Here is a 16,739-nt window from a genome sequence, read left to right on the forward strand (position 1 = left end):
TCCACGTTCCTACCCTATACCCCCTTGGGGTACCCCAACTTTTCAGGAGTTGGCGGAGGAGGTTTTGACCAGGGTACGGATCTGCCTCAGCAAAACGGACAAAGCGGCCAGCTCGGCGGGCGTGTCGTCGACCTTGCCCATCGCGTTGGACGCGCGGGCGATCGACGCCGCGTTGACCCTCTCCCACTGCGACACCCGCTCCTCGGCCGTCTCGGTGGCCGGCGTCGACTCCAGGACCTCGACGGTGAGCGCGGCCAGCGCCGCGTACAGGTCGTAGCGCAGCGCCATCCGGGCCAGCGTCTGCCACCGGTCGCCGCGCGGCAGCTTCGAGATGTGCGAGAGCAGCTGATCGATCTGGAACCGCTCGGACAGCACGAAGTAGACCCGCGCCACCTCGGTCGCGTCGCGCCCGGTCGCCGCGCTCGCGGTGAGCACGTCGAGCAGCCCGAAACCGTAGTTGGCCCAGGTCACCCGCTCGGCCAGGTCGATCGGCACGCCCTTGTCGACCAGCGTGGCCACGTGCTCGTCCATCGACCGCCGTTCGATGCCGACCAGCACCGACGGCAGCTGCGGCAACAGGTCGCGGACCCCGGTGCCGAGCCTGGTGATCTCGCCGGTCACGTCGATCGGCGAGCGCCGGGTGCTGACCAGCCAGCGCACGGCCCGGTCGAGCAGCCGCCGCGACTCCAGGAAGACCAGCGTCTGCGCCGAGGTGGGCACCTTGTTGTCGAGCGCCTCGGCCGCCTTCCAGATGTCGGCCAGCCCGTACGCCTGGCTCACGACGATGCAGGCGCGCATCACGTCCGCCGCCGACGCGCCGCTCTCCTCCATGGCGCGGAAGACGAACGACGTGCCGCCGCGGTTGACCACCTCGTTGACCAGCGCGGTCGAGATGATCTCGCGGCGCAGGCGGTGGCCGGCCATCCGGCCGGCGAAGCGCTCGCGCAACGGCGTCGGGAAATAGCGCGCGAGCACGTCGTTGGTCCAGGCCTCGTCGACCAGCTCGTCGGCGAGCACCTCCCGCTCGAGCGAGATCTTCACGTACGCCAGGAGCACGGCGAACTCGGGCGCGGTCAAGCCCTCGCCCGCCTCCGAGCGCGCGGCCAGCTCGGCGTCCGAGGGCAGCGCCTCGAGCTCCCGGTTGAGCTGCCCGCTCTCCTCCAGCGAGGTCAGCATCCGCCGGTGCACCGGGAGCAGCGAGTGGGCCTGCGCCCGGGCGTTGCCGAGCGCGAACGCCTGCTCGTAGTTGTCGCGCAGCACCAGGGCCGCGACCTCGTCGGTCATCTGGGCCAGCAGCGCGTCGCGGTCGGGGACGCTGAGCTCCCCCTCGGTGACCGCCCCGCCCAGCAGGATCTTGATGTTGACCTCGTGGTCGGAGCAGTCGACGCCGGCCGTGTTGTCGATGAAGTCGGTGTAGATCCGGCCGCCGGAACGGGCGAACTCGATACGCCCGCGCTGGGTGAGGCCGAGGTTGCCGCCCTCGCCGACCACCTTGACCCGCAGCTGCGACCCGTTGATCCGGATCGCGTCGTTGGCCTTGTCGCCGACGTCGAGGTGGGTCTCCGACGCCGACTTCACGTACGTGCCGATGCCGCCGTTGAACAGCAGGTCGACCGGCGCCCGCAGGATCGCCCGCATCAGCTCGACCGGGCTGATCGCGGTCTCGTCGCCGAGGTCGAGGGCGGCGCGCACCTCGGGGGTCACCGGGATCGACTTGGCCGTCCGCGGGTAGATGCCGCCGCCCTGGCTGATCAGCTCCCGGGAGTAGTCGGCCCACGACGAGCGCGGCAGATCGAACAGCCGCCGGCGCTCGGCGAACGAGGTCGCGGCGTCGGGGCTGGGGTCGAGGAAGATGTGCCGGTGGTCGAACGCCGCCACCAGCCGGATGTGCTCCGAGAGCAGCATCCCGTTGCCGAAGACGTCGCCGGACATGTCGCCGACGCCGACCACCGTGAAGTCCTCGGTCTGGGTGTCGACGCCCAGATCGCGGAAATGCTTCTTCACCGATTCCCAGGCGCCGCGCGCGGTGATGCCCATCTTCTTGTGGTCGTACCCGGCGGAGCCGCCGCTGGCGAACGCGTCGCCCAGCCAGAAGTCCTTGCCCACCGAGATCTCGTTGGCGATGTCGGAGAACGTGGCGGTGCCCTTGTCGGCCGCGACCACCAGGTACGGGTCGTCGCCGTCGTGCCGCACCACGTCGCGCGGCGGGATGATCTTGCCGGCGTGGATGTTGTCGGTGACGTCGAGCAGCGCCGTGATGAAGCGCTTGTAGCACTCGACCGCCTCGTCGCGGTCGCCCGGCTTCTGCTTGAGGACGAACCCGCCCTTCGCGCCCACCGGGACGATCACCGCGTTCTTCACCATCTGCGCCTTGACCAGGCCCAGCACCTCGGTGCGGAAGTCCTCGCGGCGGTCGGACCAGCGCAGGCCGCCCCGGGCGACCGCGCCGAAGCGCAGGTGCACGCCCTCGAACCGCGGCGAGTACACGAAGATCTCGTACTTCGGCCGGGGCTCGGGCAGGTCGGGGATCGCCTTGGGGTCGAGCTTGAACGCGACATAGTTCTTCGGGCGGCCGTCGGGGCCGCGCTGGAAGAAGCTGGTGCGCAGCGTGGCCTGCACGAGCCTCAGGTAGGAGCGCAGGATCCGGTCCTGGTCGAGGCTCTCGACGCCGTCGAGCAGCTCGGTGACCCGCTCGACGATCTCGTCGGCCATCCGCGAGCGCTCGTCGCCGCCGACCTCGAGGGCCGGCGAGAAACGGGTCTCGAAGAGCGTGACCAGCAGGCGGGCGAGCTCCGGATAGGCGATGAAGGTCGATTCGATGTAGCGCTGGGAGAAGACGCTTCCGGCCTGTCGCTGATATTTCGCGTACGCCCGGAGCACCACCACCTGACGCCACGTCAGCCCGGCCCGCAGCACCAGCTCGTTGAACCCGTCGACCTCGGCCTCGCCCCGCCAGGCGGCCGCGAACGCGTTCTCCACCTGCGGCCGGACCTCGGACAGCTCGCGGTGCTCGGTCGGCGGGCGCAGGCCGAAGTCGTACAGGTAGATCGTGCCGTCGTCGCGGCGGATCTCGTACGGCCGCTCGTCGACGACCTGCACGCCGAGCGAGTGCAGCACGGGCAGCACCGCGGAGAGCATCATCGGCTCGCCGTACCGGTAGACCTTGAACCGCACGTCGTGGTCGTCGGGCTCGGGCTCGCCGCCCTTGCCCGGCCGCCGCTTGCGGTACAGGTGCATCTCGAGCTGGCCCTCCTCCTCGAGGAGCTCGAGTTTCGCCAGGTCCTGCATCCCCTCGTACGGCGTGTGGCCGTCCTTGTAGCTGTCCGGGTACGCGTTCGCATAGCGGTTGAACAGCTCGCGGGCCGGCTCCTCGCCCAGCTTGCGCTCGAGCACCAGCGAGAAGTCGTCGTCCCACATGCGGGTCGCGTCGGCCAGCAGCTCGGCCAGCGCGTTGGGGTCGACCGCGCCGGGCGGGTCGGTCGGGTCGGTGCGCACGATGAAGTGGATGCGGGCCAGCATCCGCTCGGTGACCCGGGTCGTGTAGTCGACACCGATGCCGTTCAGCTCGCGGAGCAGGATCTCCTGCATGCGCAGGCGGTTGCCGGTGGTGAAGCGGTCGCGTGGCATGTAGATGAGGCACGAGATGAAACGGCCGTACCCGTCGCGCCGCAGGAACAGGCGGAGCTGCCGGCGGCCCGCCATGCGGAGGACACCGATCACCGCCTCGTACAGATCATCGGTCTTGATCTGGAAAAGCTCGTCGCGCGGGTAGGTCTCGAGGATCTGGAGCAGGTCCTTGCCGGAGTGGCCCCGCGGGGACAGGCCCGAGCGGTCGAGCACCTCCATGACCTTGCGCTTGACCACCGGCAGCTCGCGCACGCTTGTGCGATAGGCCGACGACGAGAACAGGCCCAGGAAGCGGCGCTCGCCGATCACCTCGCCGCGGTCGTCGAAGACCTTGACGCCGATGTAGTCCAAATACGCCGATCGGTGCACGGTCGCCCGCGAGTTGGCCTTGGTGATCACCAGCAGGCGCTTCTCGAGGGCGCGCTGATAGGCCTCCGTCGTCATCGAGGAGAGCTGGCGCGGGGTCGAGTCGCCGCGGAGGATGCCCAGGCCGGTGCCCTCCATCGCCTTCAGCACGTCGCCGTGCAGGCGGTACTCGCGGTACCCGAGGAACGTGAAGTGATCGTGGGCGAGCCACTTGAGCAGCTCGATCGAGTCGGTGACGTCCTTGTCGGGCACCGGCAGCTTGGCGTCGGAGCCGCGCGCGGCGGCCAGCTCGTCGGCGATCACCAGGGCCCGCTGCCGCATCCGCGGCCAGTCCTCGACCGCGTCGCGCACGTCGGTGAGCACCCGGCGCACCTCGTTGTGCAGCTGGTCGCGGGCCTCCTCACGGCGGATCGGGTCGATCTCGATCCGGATCCAGCTCTCCACCAGGTCGCCGTCGATCGCGTCGTCGGGCTCGACGTCGGCGGCGAGCTCGGCCATCGCGCCCAGCGGCTCGCGCCGCACCACGATCAGCGGGTGAACCAGCAGGTGCACCTGCAGCTGGTGGGCGGTGAGCAGGGCGATCACCGAGTCGACCAGGAACGGCATGTCGTCGGTGACGATCTGCAGGACGGTGTGGCACTGGGAGCCGCTCGGCTCCGTGATCGCCAGCTTCAGCTCGCCGGGGAGCCGGACCGCGGCCAGCTCGCGGTGCGCGACCGCCGCGTCGTACATCTCCTGCGCGGTGAAACCGACCAATTCCTCGTCCGGCGCGAATCGCCAGTACCGGCCGACCAGCGACGCCGTCGCGTGGTCGTCGCCGGCCACTTCGACCGCCTGCGCCACCAGGCGCTCGCCGTTGGGCAGCGGCTCGTCGAGCTCACCGTCGTCCGCGGAGGTGTCGAGGCGCCCCGTGAGGGCAAGCCCGGGACCTGCGGAAAGGTCCAGCTCAGGGTCGGTTGTCGGGTCGGAATCCGGCGCTGCCTCGTCGGCGACAGCCATGGCTTGGTGCTCCCCTCACCCACGACTCTGTGGGTTCGAACGTGTCGAACAACAGCCTAGAACGGCGCGCCGAGATCTCTTAAATTTGCCGTAGGTCACTCATTCCGGGTCGGCAGGACGAGCGCATCTTTATTACCGTTCCGTAGCATCGCTCCCGGCGTTACCCAGGAAAGGGGACCTCATGCCCGACCGCCGTGACCCGAGCCGCCGCCGCGTGGTGGCCCTCGCGGCCTCGCTCACCCTGCTCACGGGCGGGTTGGCGGCCTGTTCCAAGGACGGCCCCGACAGCACGGTCAAGGACTTCCTCGAGGGCTGGCGCAGCGGCAACCTCAGCTCGGTGGGCTTCGTGTCCGCCGACGGCAGCAAGATCAGCGCCAACGACGTGGTCGACCAGCTGCACGCCCTCGCGGGCGACCTGGTCAAACAGTCGCTGGTGCTGACCCCCGTCGGCGATCCCAAGACCACCGGGGACATCTCCTCCAGCACGATCAAGCTGGACTGGACGCTGCCCGGCGGCGCGCCGTGGTCGTACAACAGCACGGTCCGCCTGACCAAGCAGAACAGCGACGGCTGGCGGGTGGTCTGGGAGCCGGCGATCGTGCAGAGCGAGCTGCAGAGCGGCGACAAGCTGGGCGTCCGCCGGGTGAAGTCGAAGCGGGCCGCCATCCAGGACGCGGCCGGCAAGCCGATCGTGACGCCCCGCGAGGTGGTCACCGTCGGGGTCAGCCCGCAGAAGATCACAAACTTGGCACAGTTGCAGAAGGACCTGGGCGCGGCCTTCAAGAAGATCAACGTCGCGGTCGACATGTCCAACCTTGCCGATCGGGTCAAGAACGCCGACGAGGGCGCCTTCATCGAGCTGGTCACGCTCCGCCGGCCCGACTACAACAAGATCCGGGAAGCGGTGCGCCCGCTGCCCGGGACGGTCTTCCGGGAGGAGACCCGCGACCTCGCGCCGACCCGGGCCTTCGCGCGGGCGCTGCTCGGCACGGCCGACCAGGCGACCCGCGAGGACATCGACGCCAACCCCCAGGCGGTCGCGCAGGGCGACGTGGTGGGTCACGGTGGGCTGCAGCAGCGGTACGACACGGCGCTGCGCGGCACGCCCGGGGTGTCCGTGGTGATCGCCCGCGAGGCGGCGGACGGCACGGTCAGCGACACCCAGCTGTTCAGCACCAAGCCCGTCGACGGCAAACCGGTCAAGGTCACGATCGACGAGAAGACGCAGAACGCGGCCGACGCGGCGCTCGCCACCCAGAAGCAGCCCAGCTCCCTGGTCGCCATCAAGGTCAGCGACGGCTCGGTGCTGGCGGTCGCCAACGGCCCCGACGGCGGCACGGTCGACACCGCGCTCACCGGCCAGGTCCCGCCCGGCTCGACGTTCAAGACCGTCTCGGCGTACGGCCTGCTGTCGAAGAAGGCGGTCACGGCCACGTCGGTCGTCGCCTGCCCCAAGAACGCGACGGTCGACGGCCGGGAGTTCAAGAACTCGGGCGGCGAGGTGCTGGGCAACGTCCAGTTCCACGTCGACTACGCGAAGTCGTGCAACACGGCGTTCGTCGGCCTGGCCCCGAAGCTGGGCGCCGAGGGCCTCCAGGAGGCGTCCACGGCCCTGGGCCTGGGCCAGCAGTGGGACCTGGGCGTCGAGGCGTTCAGCGGCAAGGTCTCGGCCGCCGGAAGCCCGACCGAACTGGCCGCGGCGACGTTCGGCCAGGGCGCGACGGCGGTGAGCCCGCTCGCGATGGCCTCGGTGGCGGCGTCGGTGGCGCGAGGCCAGTTCAAGCAGCCGAAGCTCCTGCTGGACCCGGCGCCGGCCAAGCCGGCGGAAGACGGGCCGCCGTTGGACGAAGGCGCGGTGAGCTCGTTGCGGTCGATGATGCGAGAGGTCGTCACCGGGGGTACGGGTACCGCGCTGAAGGACGTCAAGGGCAAGCCGGTCTTCGGCAAGACGGGCACCGCCGAGTTCGACGACAAGTCGAAGGACACGCACTCCTGGTTCATCGGCTACCAGGGCGACGTAGCCTTCGCGGTGATGGTGCAGAAGGGCGGCGCAGGTTCCGAGGCCGCAGTCCCGATCGTCGAGAGCTTCCTGAACACCCTGAACCGCTAGCCCCACCGCGGCGGCCGCCACGCTACTTCGGCGGCCGCCATGCGCGGCGGCGACCATACTCAGCCCGGTTGCCGCCATGCCCGACGGCGGCCAGAGGCTCAGTCCGGTTGCCGCCTTCCGCGACGACGGCCAGGCCCAGCCCGGTTGCCGCCTTGCGCGACGGCGGCGGCCAGGCTCAGGCGATGTCCGCCGGGGAGCCGGAGCCCAGGTCGAAGGCCGGGCGCTGAGCCGGCAGCGAAAAGCCGTCGTCGGCCGGGTGGTCGTCAGCCGCGCGGGGCCGGAGCATGCCGGGCCGGGTGGCCGGCAGGGGCTTGGAGTCGAGCAACGGAGCCTGGCCGAGCGGCCGAGTGACGAACGGGACCGGCTCGCCGTCCGCCTCGGCCTCCAAGCGTTCCGGGGCCACCACGCCGTTGTCGCCCGCGTGGTTGTCACCGGCATCAGCGCCCGCCCGCAACTCGCCGTCGGCATCCCCCACGGCGACGTCGCCCACCGCGCCAAGGCTCGACGCATCGTCACCCGCCGCCTCAGTGCTCGGCGCATCGTCACCCGCTGCGTCAAGGCTCAGCCCGTCATCGCGCACCGCGTCAAGGCTCGGCGCATCGTCACCCGCTGCGTCAAGGCTCGGCGCATCGTCACCCACCGCGCTGAGGCTCGACGCATCGTCGCCCGCCGCGCCCAGGCTCGGCGCATCGTCGCCTGCCGCCTCGGGGCTTGGCGCGCCGTCGCCATCCACGCCGTCGCCAGCCGCCGTGTCTACTCCGGACAAATCCGAAATTTCGGTTAGGTCCGTCGCCTGAGGGGAAGCGGTGTCGCTGGACGCCTCTGCGGCCGCCCGCTCCGGCGGCGCGACGTCGCCGGCCGGCGGGGCATCGGCCAGATCGGCCGTCGGCGCGGCATCGGCGGCGGGACGCGCCAGGGGCATTGTGCCCGCGTCCGTGACAGCTTCGGCCAAGGGCAGTGCCGCGGTAGCTTCGGCCACGGGCACTGCTGCGGCTTCGGCCTGGGGCGCGGTGTCCGCGACAGCTTCAGCCTGCGGCGCCGCCGGCGCAATCACGGCTCGGAGCGCTGCCGGGGCGGCTTCGGGCCGGGACGCTGCCGGGGCGGCTTCGGCCTGGAGGTTGGTGTCCTCGGCCGGGGTGGCTTCGGGGCGGAGAGAAGCGGGGCGGAGAGAAGCGGGCCGTGCCAAATCGGCTCGGGCCGCTATCAGGTCGGGGCGTGGGGTCACCGTGCGGGCGGCCGCCAAACCCGCCGCGACCGTGCCGGCTATCTCGGCGGCGTAGAGGCCGTCGGGGTCGTAGTCGGGGTCGAAGACGGTGATCTCGACGCCCAGGCAGTGTGGGGACTCCACCAGGCCGGCCAGCAGGATCTCGAGCTCGGGGAAGGCGATGCCACCCGGCGAAGGGGCGTCGACCGCGGGCATCACGGCGGGGTCGAGGACGTCGACGTCGACGTGCAGCCAGTAACCGGCGCAGTCGACCAGCTGCTCTCGGGCCCACTGGGCGCTGCGGGCGGCGCCCTCGGCGCGCAGGGCGGGAACGGGACGGGTCACGATGCCGGCGGCCTGCAGGTCCAGGCGGTACTCGTCCTGGGCTCGCAGACCCATGACCACCACGTCGACGTCGCGGAAGTATGGCCTCCTGCCCTCGATCGACGCCAGGTCGGCCTGGCCGCGGCCGGTGACCAGCGCCAGATCTTCCCCGGCGGCGGCGCCCACATAGGACGCGTTGCCGGGGTGGCGGAAGTCGGAGTGACCGTCCACGAAGACCAGGCCGATGCGGCCGCCGACCGCCTCGCCCAGACGGTGCATGGCCAGGCCGGAGCCGAGCAGGATCGAGCAGTCGCCGCCGAGGATCACCGGGAACTCGCCGGCGTCGAGGATGCCGCCGATCCGGTCGGCCAGGCGACGTGAGTACTCCGCGATCTGCGCGGCCTGGGCCACGCCGTCGCCGGGGCGCCAGTCGCCCGGGTCGTACCTCGGCGGGGTCAGGCAGCCGGCGTCGCGGGCGCCGAGCTTGGTGAGCAGTCCGTGGTCGCGGAGGGCTCCGGGCGCCTTGGCGCAGCCCGGCACCGAGGTCGCGGTCGGCGGTCGCAGACCGAGATTGGACGGTGCGTCGAGGACTGCGATCCGGCGCACGGAGCCTCCCGCCTAGAAGAGCGCGCTGGCCAGCGCCCGCCGGGCGCCGGCGACCGCTGGGTCGTCCGGTCCGGCCACGCTGAACAGCGAGAGCAGGTGCTTGCGTACGGCGTCCCGGTCGTCCCCGGAGGTGCGCTTGATCAGCGCGACCAGCCGCTCGTACGCCTTGTCGGCCTGGCCCGAGAGCACCTCGACGTCGGCCGCGAGCAGCTGGGCGTCGATGTTGTCGGGGTCGGCCTGCGCGGCGGTCAGCGCGGCCGCCGGGTCGTTGGTGCCGACCCGCCGGTAGAGGGCGACCTGGGCGAGCCCGGACTCGGCCGCCGCGTCGGCCGGCGACTCGGCGAGGATCTTCTTGTACGCCGCCTCGGCCGCCTCGAGGTCGCCGACCATCAGGGCGTCGTCGGCCGCGTCGAGCCGGGGGTCGGCGGCCGGCTCGACCGACACGCCGCCGGCCTTGAGGACGGCGTCGACGTACTGCTTGACCTGGTGCTCGGGGAGGACGCCGGTGAAGCCCTCGACGAGCTGGCCGCCCACGACCGCGACCACCATCGGGATGCCCTGCACGCGCAGCGCCTGAGCGAGCCGCGGATTGGCGTCCACATCGACCTTGCCGAGCACCCAGGAGCCGCCGCCGGCCTGGGCGAGCCGCTCGAGCACCGGCGAGAGCTGCTTGCACGGCTCGCACCAGTCGGCCCAGAAGTCGAGGATGACCGGGGTGCTCAGGGAACGCTCGAGGACGGTGGTCTGGAAGTTGGCCTCGGTGACGTCGATGATCGTCTCGGGGCTTCCGCCCGGGAAACCCGCGGCCGGGCCGGCGGGGGCCGCGGGCGCGGCCGGCGTGTCGCCGGCGGGCGCGGCCGGGCGGCTCGGAGCCGCCGCCGGGGTGGAGGCCGGGGTGCGCAGCGCGCTGAGATCGACCGCGCCGCGGGTGAAGATCGACGGAGTGGTCCGTGGGTCGCTCATGGTTACCTAGTCTCGCACGCTGACAAGGCGGTTCGCCGTGCCGCGGGGCGGCCGATATCGGACGTCACAACCGCACGTCACCCAGATACTTGACGCCGCCGCGCGCTTGCGCAAGATCCCACGACAACCACGGGAGTGCCAGATCGTCAACTGGCACCCCGTCGTCCGTTTTATGCCGATCCAAAAGCCTCTAGAAGCGGGCCGGCTCCCGATAGATGCCCCACTCCCCCTTGAGCGCCCCGCAGATCTCGCCGAGGGTCGCCTCCGCCCGCGCCGCCTCGAGCATGGCGGGAATCATGTTCTCCGAGGTGCGCGCGACGGCCACGAGGTGGTCGAGCGCCGCCTTCACCCGTACGGAATCGCGGGAGGCCCGGCGCTCACCCAGCTCGCGCCGCTGCACCACCTCGACCTCGTGCGAGACGCGGAGGATCTCCAGATCCTTCGCCACCGTGCCGGTGTGCGCGTTGACACCGACGATGCGCTTGTCGTTCTTTTCCAACGCCTGCTGGTAGACGAACGCCGCCTCGGCGATGTTGGCGGTGAACCAGCCGTCCTCGATGCCGCGCAGGATGCCCTCGGTGACGCTGCCGTCGGTGCCCAGCTCGCGGATGCGGGCGAAGATCTCCTCCGCCTCGGCCTCGATCCGGTCGGTGAGCGCCTCGAGGTACCACGAGCCGCCGAGCGGGTCGGCCACGTTGACCACGCCGGTCTCCTCCATCAGCACCTGCTGGGTGCGCAGGGCGATCTCGGCGGACTCGTCGGTGGGCAGCGCGAGCGTCTCGTCGAGGGCGTTGGTGTGGAGCGAGTTTGTCCCGCCGAGGACCGCGGCCAGCGCCTCGACGGCGGTGCGCACCACGTTGTTGACCGGCTGCTGCGCGGTGAGGCTGACCCCCGCGGTCTGCGTGTGGAACTTGAGCCACAGCGCCTTTTCGCTGGTGGCGCCGTAGTCGTCGCGCAGGTGCCGGGCCCAGATGCGGCGGGCCGCGCGGAACTTGGCGATCTCCTCGAAGAAGTCGATGTGCGCGTCGAAGAAGAAACTGAGGCCGGGCGCGAACTGGTTGACGTCGAGACCGCGGGACAGTCCGAGCTCGACGTAGCCGAAGCCGTCGGCCAGCGTGTAGGCCAGCTCCTGCGCGGCGGTCGAGCCGGCCTCGCGGATGTGGTAGCCGCTCACCGACAGCGGCTTGTACCGCGGGATCTCGCGGGCGCAGTACTCCATGAGGTCGCCGATCAGGCGCAGGTGCGGCTCGGGCTCGAACAGCCACTCCTTCTGCGCGATGTACTCCTTGAAGATGTCGGTCTGCAGCGTGCCGTCGAGCTTGCCGAGGTCGGCGCCCTGCCGCTCGGCGGCCACCAGGTACATCACGAAGATCGGGACGGCCGGCCCCGAGATGGTCATGCTGGTGGTGACGTCCTGCAGGTTGATGCCGTCGAAGAGCACGTCCATGTCGGCGGCCGAGTCGATCGCCACGCCGCAGTGCCCCACCTCGCCGAGCGACTGCGGGTCGTCGGAGTCGCGACCCATCAGCGTGGGCATGTCGAAGGCGACGCTGAGGCCGCCGCCGCCGGCCGCGAGGATCATCTTGTAGCGCTCGTTGGTCTGCTGCGCGTTGCCGAAACCCGCGAACTGGCGGATGGTCCAGGTGCGTCCGCGATATCCGGTCGGATAAAGACCCCTGGTGTACGGGAACTCGCCCGGCCACCCGATGCGCTCGAAACCCGGGTAACCCGCACCCTCGGGCGGCCCGTAGACGGGGTCGACCGGCGACCCCGAAAGCGTGGTGAAATCGGCGTCCCGCTTGCGGGAGGCGTCATAGCGGCGTTGCCAGCGCTCCCGGCCGGCGGCGATGTCGGCAGCATCCATGCAGCCATCGTAGAGGCAAACCTGAACGATCCCTAAGGCGAACCGCGCCCGGCTTGTCACACGCGGTGGTCGAGGATCCATGCCTGGGGGTTGCCGCGGCGGTACAGCATCTTCATGACCAGGGGAAGCATCGCGTCGCGGATGGCGGCGCCGACCGGGCCGGCGGTCTTGCCGCTGCCGTTGCGGCGGCCGACGGCGACCACCCTTTCCACCCGGGTGCGGCGGGTCTGCTCGTAGGCGGCCAGCGCGGCGCGCAGGTCGCCGGGACGGTCGGCCAGGCAGCGGCCCAGGACCACGGCGTCCTCGATGGCCATGGAGGCGCCCTGGCCGGAAGAGGGCGCCACGGCGTGGGCGGCGTCGCCGGCCAGGACCACGCGGCCGGAGTGCCACACCGGGACGCGGCGCAGATCGTCGGTGTTCCACGGGCCGATCGCCACGTCGGTCGCGCGGATGATGGCGGCCGCGGGGAACTCCTCGCCGGCGAACAGGTCGATCAGATGGGCGCGCCAGGACTCGGGGGTGTAGTCGCCGGGGCTCACCGGGCGCTTGCTCGGCGGGTTGGCGAACCACCACACCCGGCCGTCGGGAGCCACGGACCAGCCGAAGAACGCGCGGCGGCCGAACGCCATCTGGGTGAGGCCGGGGGTGCGGTCGAGGTCGGCCTCGACCGGGCGGTCGGTGAAGCCGCCGGCGTTGAGCAGACCCAGGTAGGTCGGCGCCGGGCCGTCCGGATTCAGGACCTCGCGAGTACGCGATCGCAGGCCGTCCGCGCCGACCAGCAGGTCGCCCGACGCGGTCGAGCCGTCGGCGAAGGTCGCGGTGACGCCGTCGGGGCGCTCGGTGTAGCCGGGTGAGCCTGCGGTCGTACTCGATCGGGATGCCCCGGGCGGCGGCCTCGGCGCGCAGCGCCGCATAGAGGTCGGCACGGCGGATGGTCGTGGTGACCGTGCCGTCGGGAGTCGGGCCGCCCAGCGGGAGTAGAGCGAGGCGGCGGCCGGCGCCGTTGACCATCGCCAAGGTCGGGGTGGCGAAGCCGGCCGCGAGCAGGCGAACCGGGTCGAGGTCGAGGGCGCGCAGGGCGGTCAGGCCGTTGACCGCGACGGTGAGGAAGGCGCCACGCTCGTCGGCGACCCCCTCGGGACGGGACTCGAGCAGGCGGGGCTGCCAGCCGGCGCGGTGCAGGGCGATGGCGGCGACGGTGCCGGCGACCCCGCCGCCGGCCACGAGGGCTTGTTTAGTCATACTCTGACTATGCATACTATGACTATGAATCGCAAGGCCTTTAAACTGATCAAATGCAGGGAGACCCACCCCGGCCGGAGCCGCGTCGTTCGACGCTGGGATTGGTGCTGCTGGCGCTGCTGATCGAGGCGCCCATGCACCCGTACCGGATGCAGCAGGTGCTCAAGGAGCGCGGGCAGGACCAACTGGTCAACGTGGCCCAGCGCAACAGCGTCTACCAGGCGCTGGAGCGGCTGGTGCGGGACGGCCTGGCCCGCCCGGCGAGCGTCAGCCGGGAGGCGGGCCGGCCCGAGCGCACCGTCTACGAGATCACCGAGGACGGCGACGCGACCATGCGCCGCTGGCTCACCGAGATGCTCCCGGTCCCGGCGCGCGAGTTCCCCGAGTTCCCGGCGGCGCTGGCGTTCCTGCCGGTACTGGCGCCGGCGCTGGTGCGCGACCTGCTGGTCATCCGGATCGAGACGCAGGAGGAAAAGCTGGCCACGATCCACGAGCAGGCGCCACCGGGCCTACCGCGACTCTTCCTGATCGAGGACGAGTACCGCGCGGCCGTGCTGACCGCCGAGATCGCCTGGCTGCGGTCGGTCGTGGCCGACCTGGAGAACGGCACCTTCACCTGGGACCGCGAGATGATTCAGAAGACCTTGGAGGCGTACGGCTAAAGGCCCTTGATCAGTTCTTCGGCGGCCGCGTAGGGGTCCAGCTCGCCGGCCGCTACCGCCGCGGCGAGCGTGCTCAGCGCCGTACCCTCGCGGAGGTTGCCTATGCGTGCACGCAGCGTGCCCAAGGCGATGGCCTCGACCTCCACCGCCGCCCGTCGCTCGCGACGGGCCGTGAGATTGCCGCTCGACTCCAGCCACGCGCGGTGTTTCCCGATCGCCGTCACCACGTCGTCGATGCCCTCGCCGCGCACCGCCGTCGCCCGCACCACCTGGGGCCGCCACTCGCCGGCCGCCCGCTCGGCCAGGCCGAGCATGCCCTGGATGTCGCGGTAGGTCGCGTCCGCGCCGGGGCGGTCGGCCTTGTTGATGACGAAGACGTCGGCGATCTCGAGGACGCCCGCCTTGACCGCCTGGATCGCGTCGCCCATCCCGGGCGCGAGCAGGACCAGCGTCGTGTCGGCGAGCGAGGCGATCTCGACCTCGGCCTGGCCGACGCCGACCGTCTCGACCAGGATTACCTCGCAGCCCGCGCCCTCGAGCACGCGGACCGCCTGGGGCGTGGCGGCGGAGAGGCCGCCGAGCTGGCCCCGGCTGGACATCGACCGGATGTAGACGCCGCGGTCGACGGTGTGCTCCTGCATGCGCACCCGGTCGCCGAGGATCGCGCCGCCGGTGAACGGGCTGGACGGGTCGACGGCGAGCACCCCGACCCGGCGGCCCTCGGCCCGCAGCGCACGCACCAGCTCGTTGGTCGTGGTGGACTTGCCCACCCCGGGCGAGCCGGTGAGGCCGACCACCTGGGCGTGCCCGGCGTACGGCGCGAGGGCCGCGGCGACCTCGGGCAGCGCCGGATCGCCGTTCTCGACCAGGCTGATCAGCCGGGCCACCGAGCGGGCGTCGCCCTCGCGCGCCCGCGCGACCAGGGTGGGCACATCGCGCCCGGGCCTCACGCGGTGGGCACCTCGCTGATCGCGGCAGGCGCCTCGGTGATCGCGGCAGGCGCCTCGGTGATCGCGGTGGGCACCTCGGTGATCGCGGTGGGCACCTCGATGATCAGCGCGTCGCCCTGACCGCCGCCCCCGCACAGGCCGGCCGCGCCGAGGCCGCCGCCGCGGCGCTGCAGCTCGAGCGCCAGGGTCAGCACCAGCCGGGCCCCGGACATGCCGATCGGGTGGCCGAGGGCGATCGCCCCGCCGTTCACGTTGACGACGTCGGACGAGACTCCGAGCTCGCGCATCGACTGGATGCCCACCTGGGCGAACGCCTCGTTGATCTCGATCAGGTCGAGATCGGTCACGGCCTTGCCGGCCTTGCGCAGCGCGTGCTTGATCGCGTTGGACGGCTGGGACTGCAGCGAGCTGTCCGGGCCGGCCACGTTGCCGTGCGAGACGATCTCGGCGAGCCAGGTCAGGCCCAGCTCCTCGGCTTTCGCCCGGCTCATCACGACGACCGCGGCGGCGCCGTCGGAGATCGGGGAGGCGCTGCCGGCGGTGATCGTCCCGTCCTTGGCGAAGGCCGGGCGCAGCTTGGCCAGCGAGGCGGCGGTCGTGTCGGGACGCACGCCCTCGTCGGTGTCGACGACCACGTCACCGCCGCGCTGCGCGATGGTGATCGGCGCGATCTCCTCGGCGAAGTGGCCGTTCTTCTGCGCGGCGGCGGCGCGCTGGTGGCTCAGCGCCGCGAACTCGTCCTGCTCCTCGCGGGTGATGCCGAGCTTGGCGCCGCTGCGCTCGGTGGCCTCGCCCATCGCGATGCCCTCCCACGGGTCGGTGAGCCCGTCGAGCGCCATGTGGTCGCGCACCGTCACGTCGCCGAACTTGGTGCCCTGGCGCTGGTTGATCAGGTGCGGCGCGTTGGTCATCGACTCCATGCCGCCGGCCACGACGATCTCGAACTCGCCCGCCCGGATCAGCTGGTCGGCCAGGGCGATGGCGTCGAGGCCGGAGAGGCACACCTTGTTGACCGTGAGGGCCGGCGTGGTCATCGGGATGCCGGCGGCGACCGCGGCCTGGCGGGCGGTGATCTGGCCGGCCCCGGCCTGCAGGACCTGGCCCATGATGACGTAGTCCACCTGGTCGGGGCGCACGCCGCCGCGCTCGAGCGCGGCCTGGATCGCGTGGCCGCCGAGGGCGGTGCCGGTGAGGGACTTCAGGTTGCCGAGCAGGCGGCCCATGGGAGTGCGGGCGCCGCTGACGATTACCGAGGAGGTCACGGCTGATCGCTTTCGTCCTGAACGGTGGTTCAAGTAAGACTAGTGGCATGACTGAGGCACCATCCAGCGCCCCCACAAATGTCACATCGGCTGACGTCGAGCTGTTGCGCGTCGACCACGTCGGGATCGCGGTCGCCGATCTCGACGAGGCGAAGAGGTTCTACGCCGCCACCTTCGGGATGCGGGTGGTGCACGAAGAGACGAACGAGGAGCAAGGCGTCCGCGAGGCCATGCTCGCGGTCGGCGACGACGCCGGCCCGCGCATCCAGCTGCTCGCCCCGGCCCGGCCCGACTCGGCGATCGCCAAGTTCCTCGACCGGAGCGGGCCGGGCCTTCAGCAACTGGCCTACACGGTGGCGGACGTCGAGGCGGCCGCCGCGGCTCTGCGGGCGCGCGGGCTGCGACTGCTCTACGACACCCCGCGGCGGGGCACGGCCGGCTCGCGGATCAACTTCGTGCATCCCAAGGACGCCGGAGGGGTTCTGGTGGAATTGGTGGAGCCTGCGTGATTGGTCCGCCTTCCGGGTGAATCATCCTGACGGACGGCCCGGTGGCCTGGC

The 16,739-nt window shown here is 71.4% G+C and carries 8 protein-coding genes and 3 pseudogenes; 3 read left to right on the plus strand and 8 right to left on the minus strand.

All coding sequences use genetic code 11. The features are described from left to right. Window positions 1-42: 42 nt before the first annotated feature. Window positions 43-2,676: pseudogene (locus ACQPZX_RS43720) on the minus strand (NAD-glutamate dehydrogenase domain-containing protein); the annotation flags it as partial. 68 nt (window positions 2,677-2,744) lie between these two features. Beyond that, window positions 2,745-4,938: pseudogene (locus tag ACQPZX_RS43725) on the minus strand (NAD-glutamate dehydrogenase); the annotation flags it as partial. Window positions 4,939-5,173: 235 nt separating this feature from the next. Between ACQPZX_RS43725 and ACQPZX_RS43730 the strand changes: the two are divergent. Beyond that, window positions 5,174-7,102, plus strand: a complete 1,929-nt coding sequence (locus ACQPZX_RS43730) for a penicillin-binding transpeptidase domain-containing protein (protein WP_433369533.1) — start codon at window positions 5,174-5,176, stop codon at window positions 7,100-7,102. Window positions 7,103-8,239: 1,137 nt separating this feature from the next. On the opposite strand, the pseudogene ACQPZX_RS43735 reads toward ACQPZX_RS43730, so the two are convergent. The 4 genes and pseudogenes from ACQPZX_RS43735 to ACQPZX_RS43750 all read right to left on the minus strand — a co-directional run. Next, a pseudogene (locus tag ACQPZX_RS43735) lies at window positions 8,240-9,236 on the minus strand (arginase family protein); the annotation flags it as partial. A 12-nt stretch (window positions 9,237-9,248) separates the two neighbouring features. Next, entirely contained in the window at window positions 9,249-10,199 is a 951-nt protein-coding gene (locus ACQPZX_RS43740; RefSeq protein WP_433369536.1) for a tetratricopeptide repeat protein, read from the minus strand. 190 nt (window positions 10,200-10,389) lie between these two features. Next, a complete protein-coding gene (locus ACQPZX_RS43745) occupies window positions 10,390-12,063 on the minus strand; it encodes an acyl-CoA mutase large subunit family protein (protein ID WP_433369539.1) in 1,674 nt (557 codons plus the stop codon). Between the two features lie 56 nt (window positions 12,064-12,119). Next, window positions 12,120-12,989 carry an FAD-dependent oxidoreductase gene (locus ACQPZX_RS43750; protein WP_433369542.1) on the minus strand — a complete coding sequence of 290 codons (870 nt, stop codon included), beginning with the start codon at window positions 12,987-12,989 and terminating at the stop codon, window positions 12,120-12,122. Window positions 12,990-13,358: 369 nt separating this feature from the next. Here ACQPZX_RS43750 and ACQPZX_RS43755 point away from each other — a divergent pair, with 369 nt between their 5' ends. Next, complete coding sequence (locus tag ACQPZX_RS43755) at window positions 13,359-13,967, plus strand: PadR family transcriptional regulator (RefSeq protein WP_433369545.1); 609 nt, start codon at window positions 13,359-13,361, stop codon at window positions 13,965-13,967. On the opposite strand, the gene meaB is transcribed toward ACQPZX_RS43755, so the two are convergent. Beyond that, complete coding sequence (gene meaB, locus ACQPZX_RS43760) at window positions 13,964-14,917, minus strand: methylmalonyl Co-A mutase-associated GTPase MeaB (protein WP_433369548.1); 954 nt, start codon at window positions 14,915-14,917, stop codon at window positions 13,964-13,966. The two genes, ACQPZX_RS43755 and meaB, sit on opposite strands and share 4 nt — an antisense overlap. Beyond that, window positions 14,914-16,140, minus strand: a complete 1,227-nt coding sequence (locus ACQPZX_RS43765; RefSeq protein WP_433385830.1) for an acetyl-CoA C-acetyltransferase — start codon at window positions 16,138-16,140, stop codon at window positions 14,914-14,916. Before ACQPZX_RS43765 ends, meaB begins: the two co-directional genes overlap by 4 nt. A gap of 86 nt (window positions 16,141-16,226) precedes the next feature. Here ACQPZX_RS43765 and mce point away from each other — a divergent pair, with 86 nt between their 5' ends. Continuing rightward, entirely contained in the window at window positions 16,227-16,688 is a 462-nt protein-coding gene (gene mce / locus ACQPZX_RS43770) for a methylmalonyl-CoA epimerase (RefSeq protein ID WP_433369551.1), read from the plus strand. Window positions 16,689-16,739 lie beyond the last annotated feature (51 nt).

It is taken from the genome of Actinoplanes sp. CA-142083, assembly GCF_050942195.1.
In the GTDB taxonomy this organism is placed as follows: domain Bacteria; phylum Actinomycetota; class Actinomycetes; order Mycobacteriales; family Micromonosporaceae; genus Actinoplanes.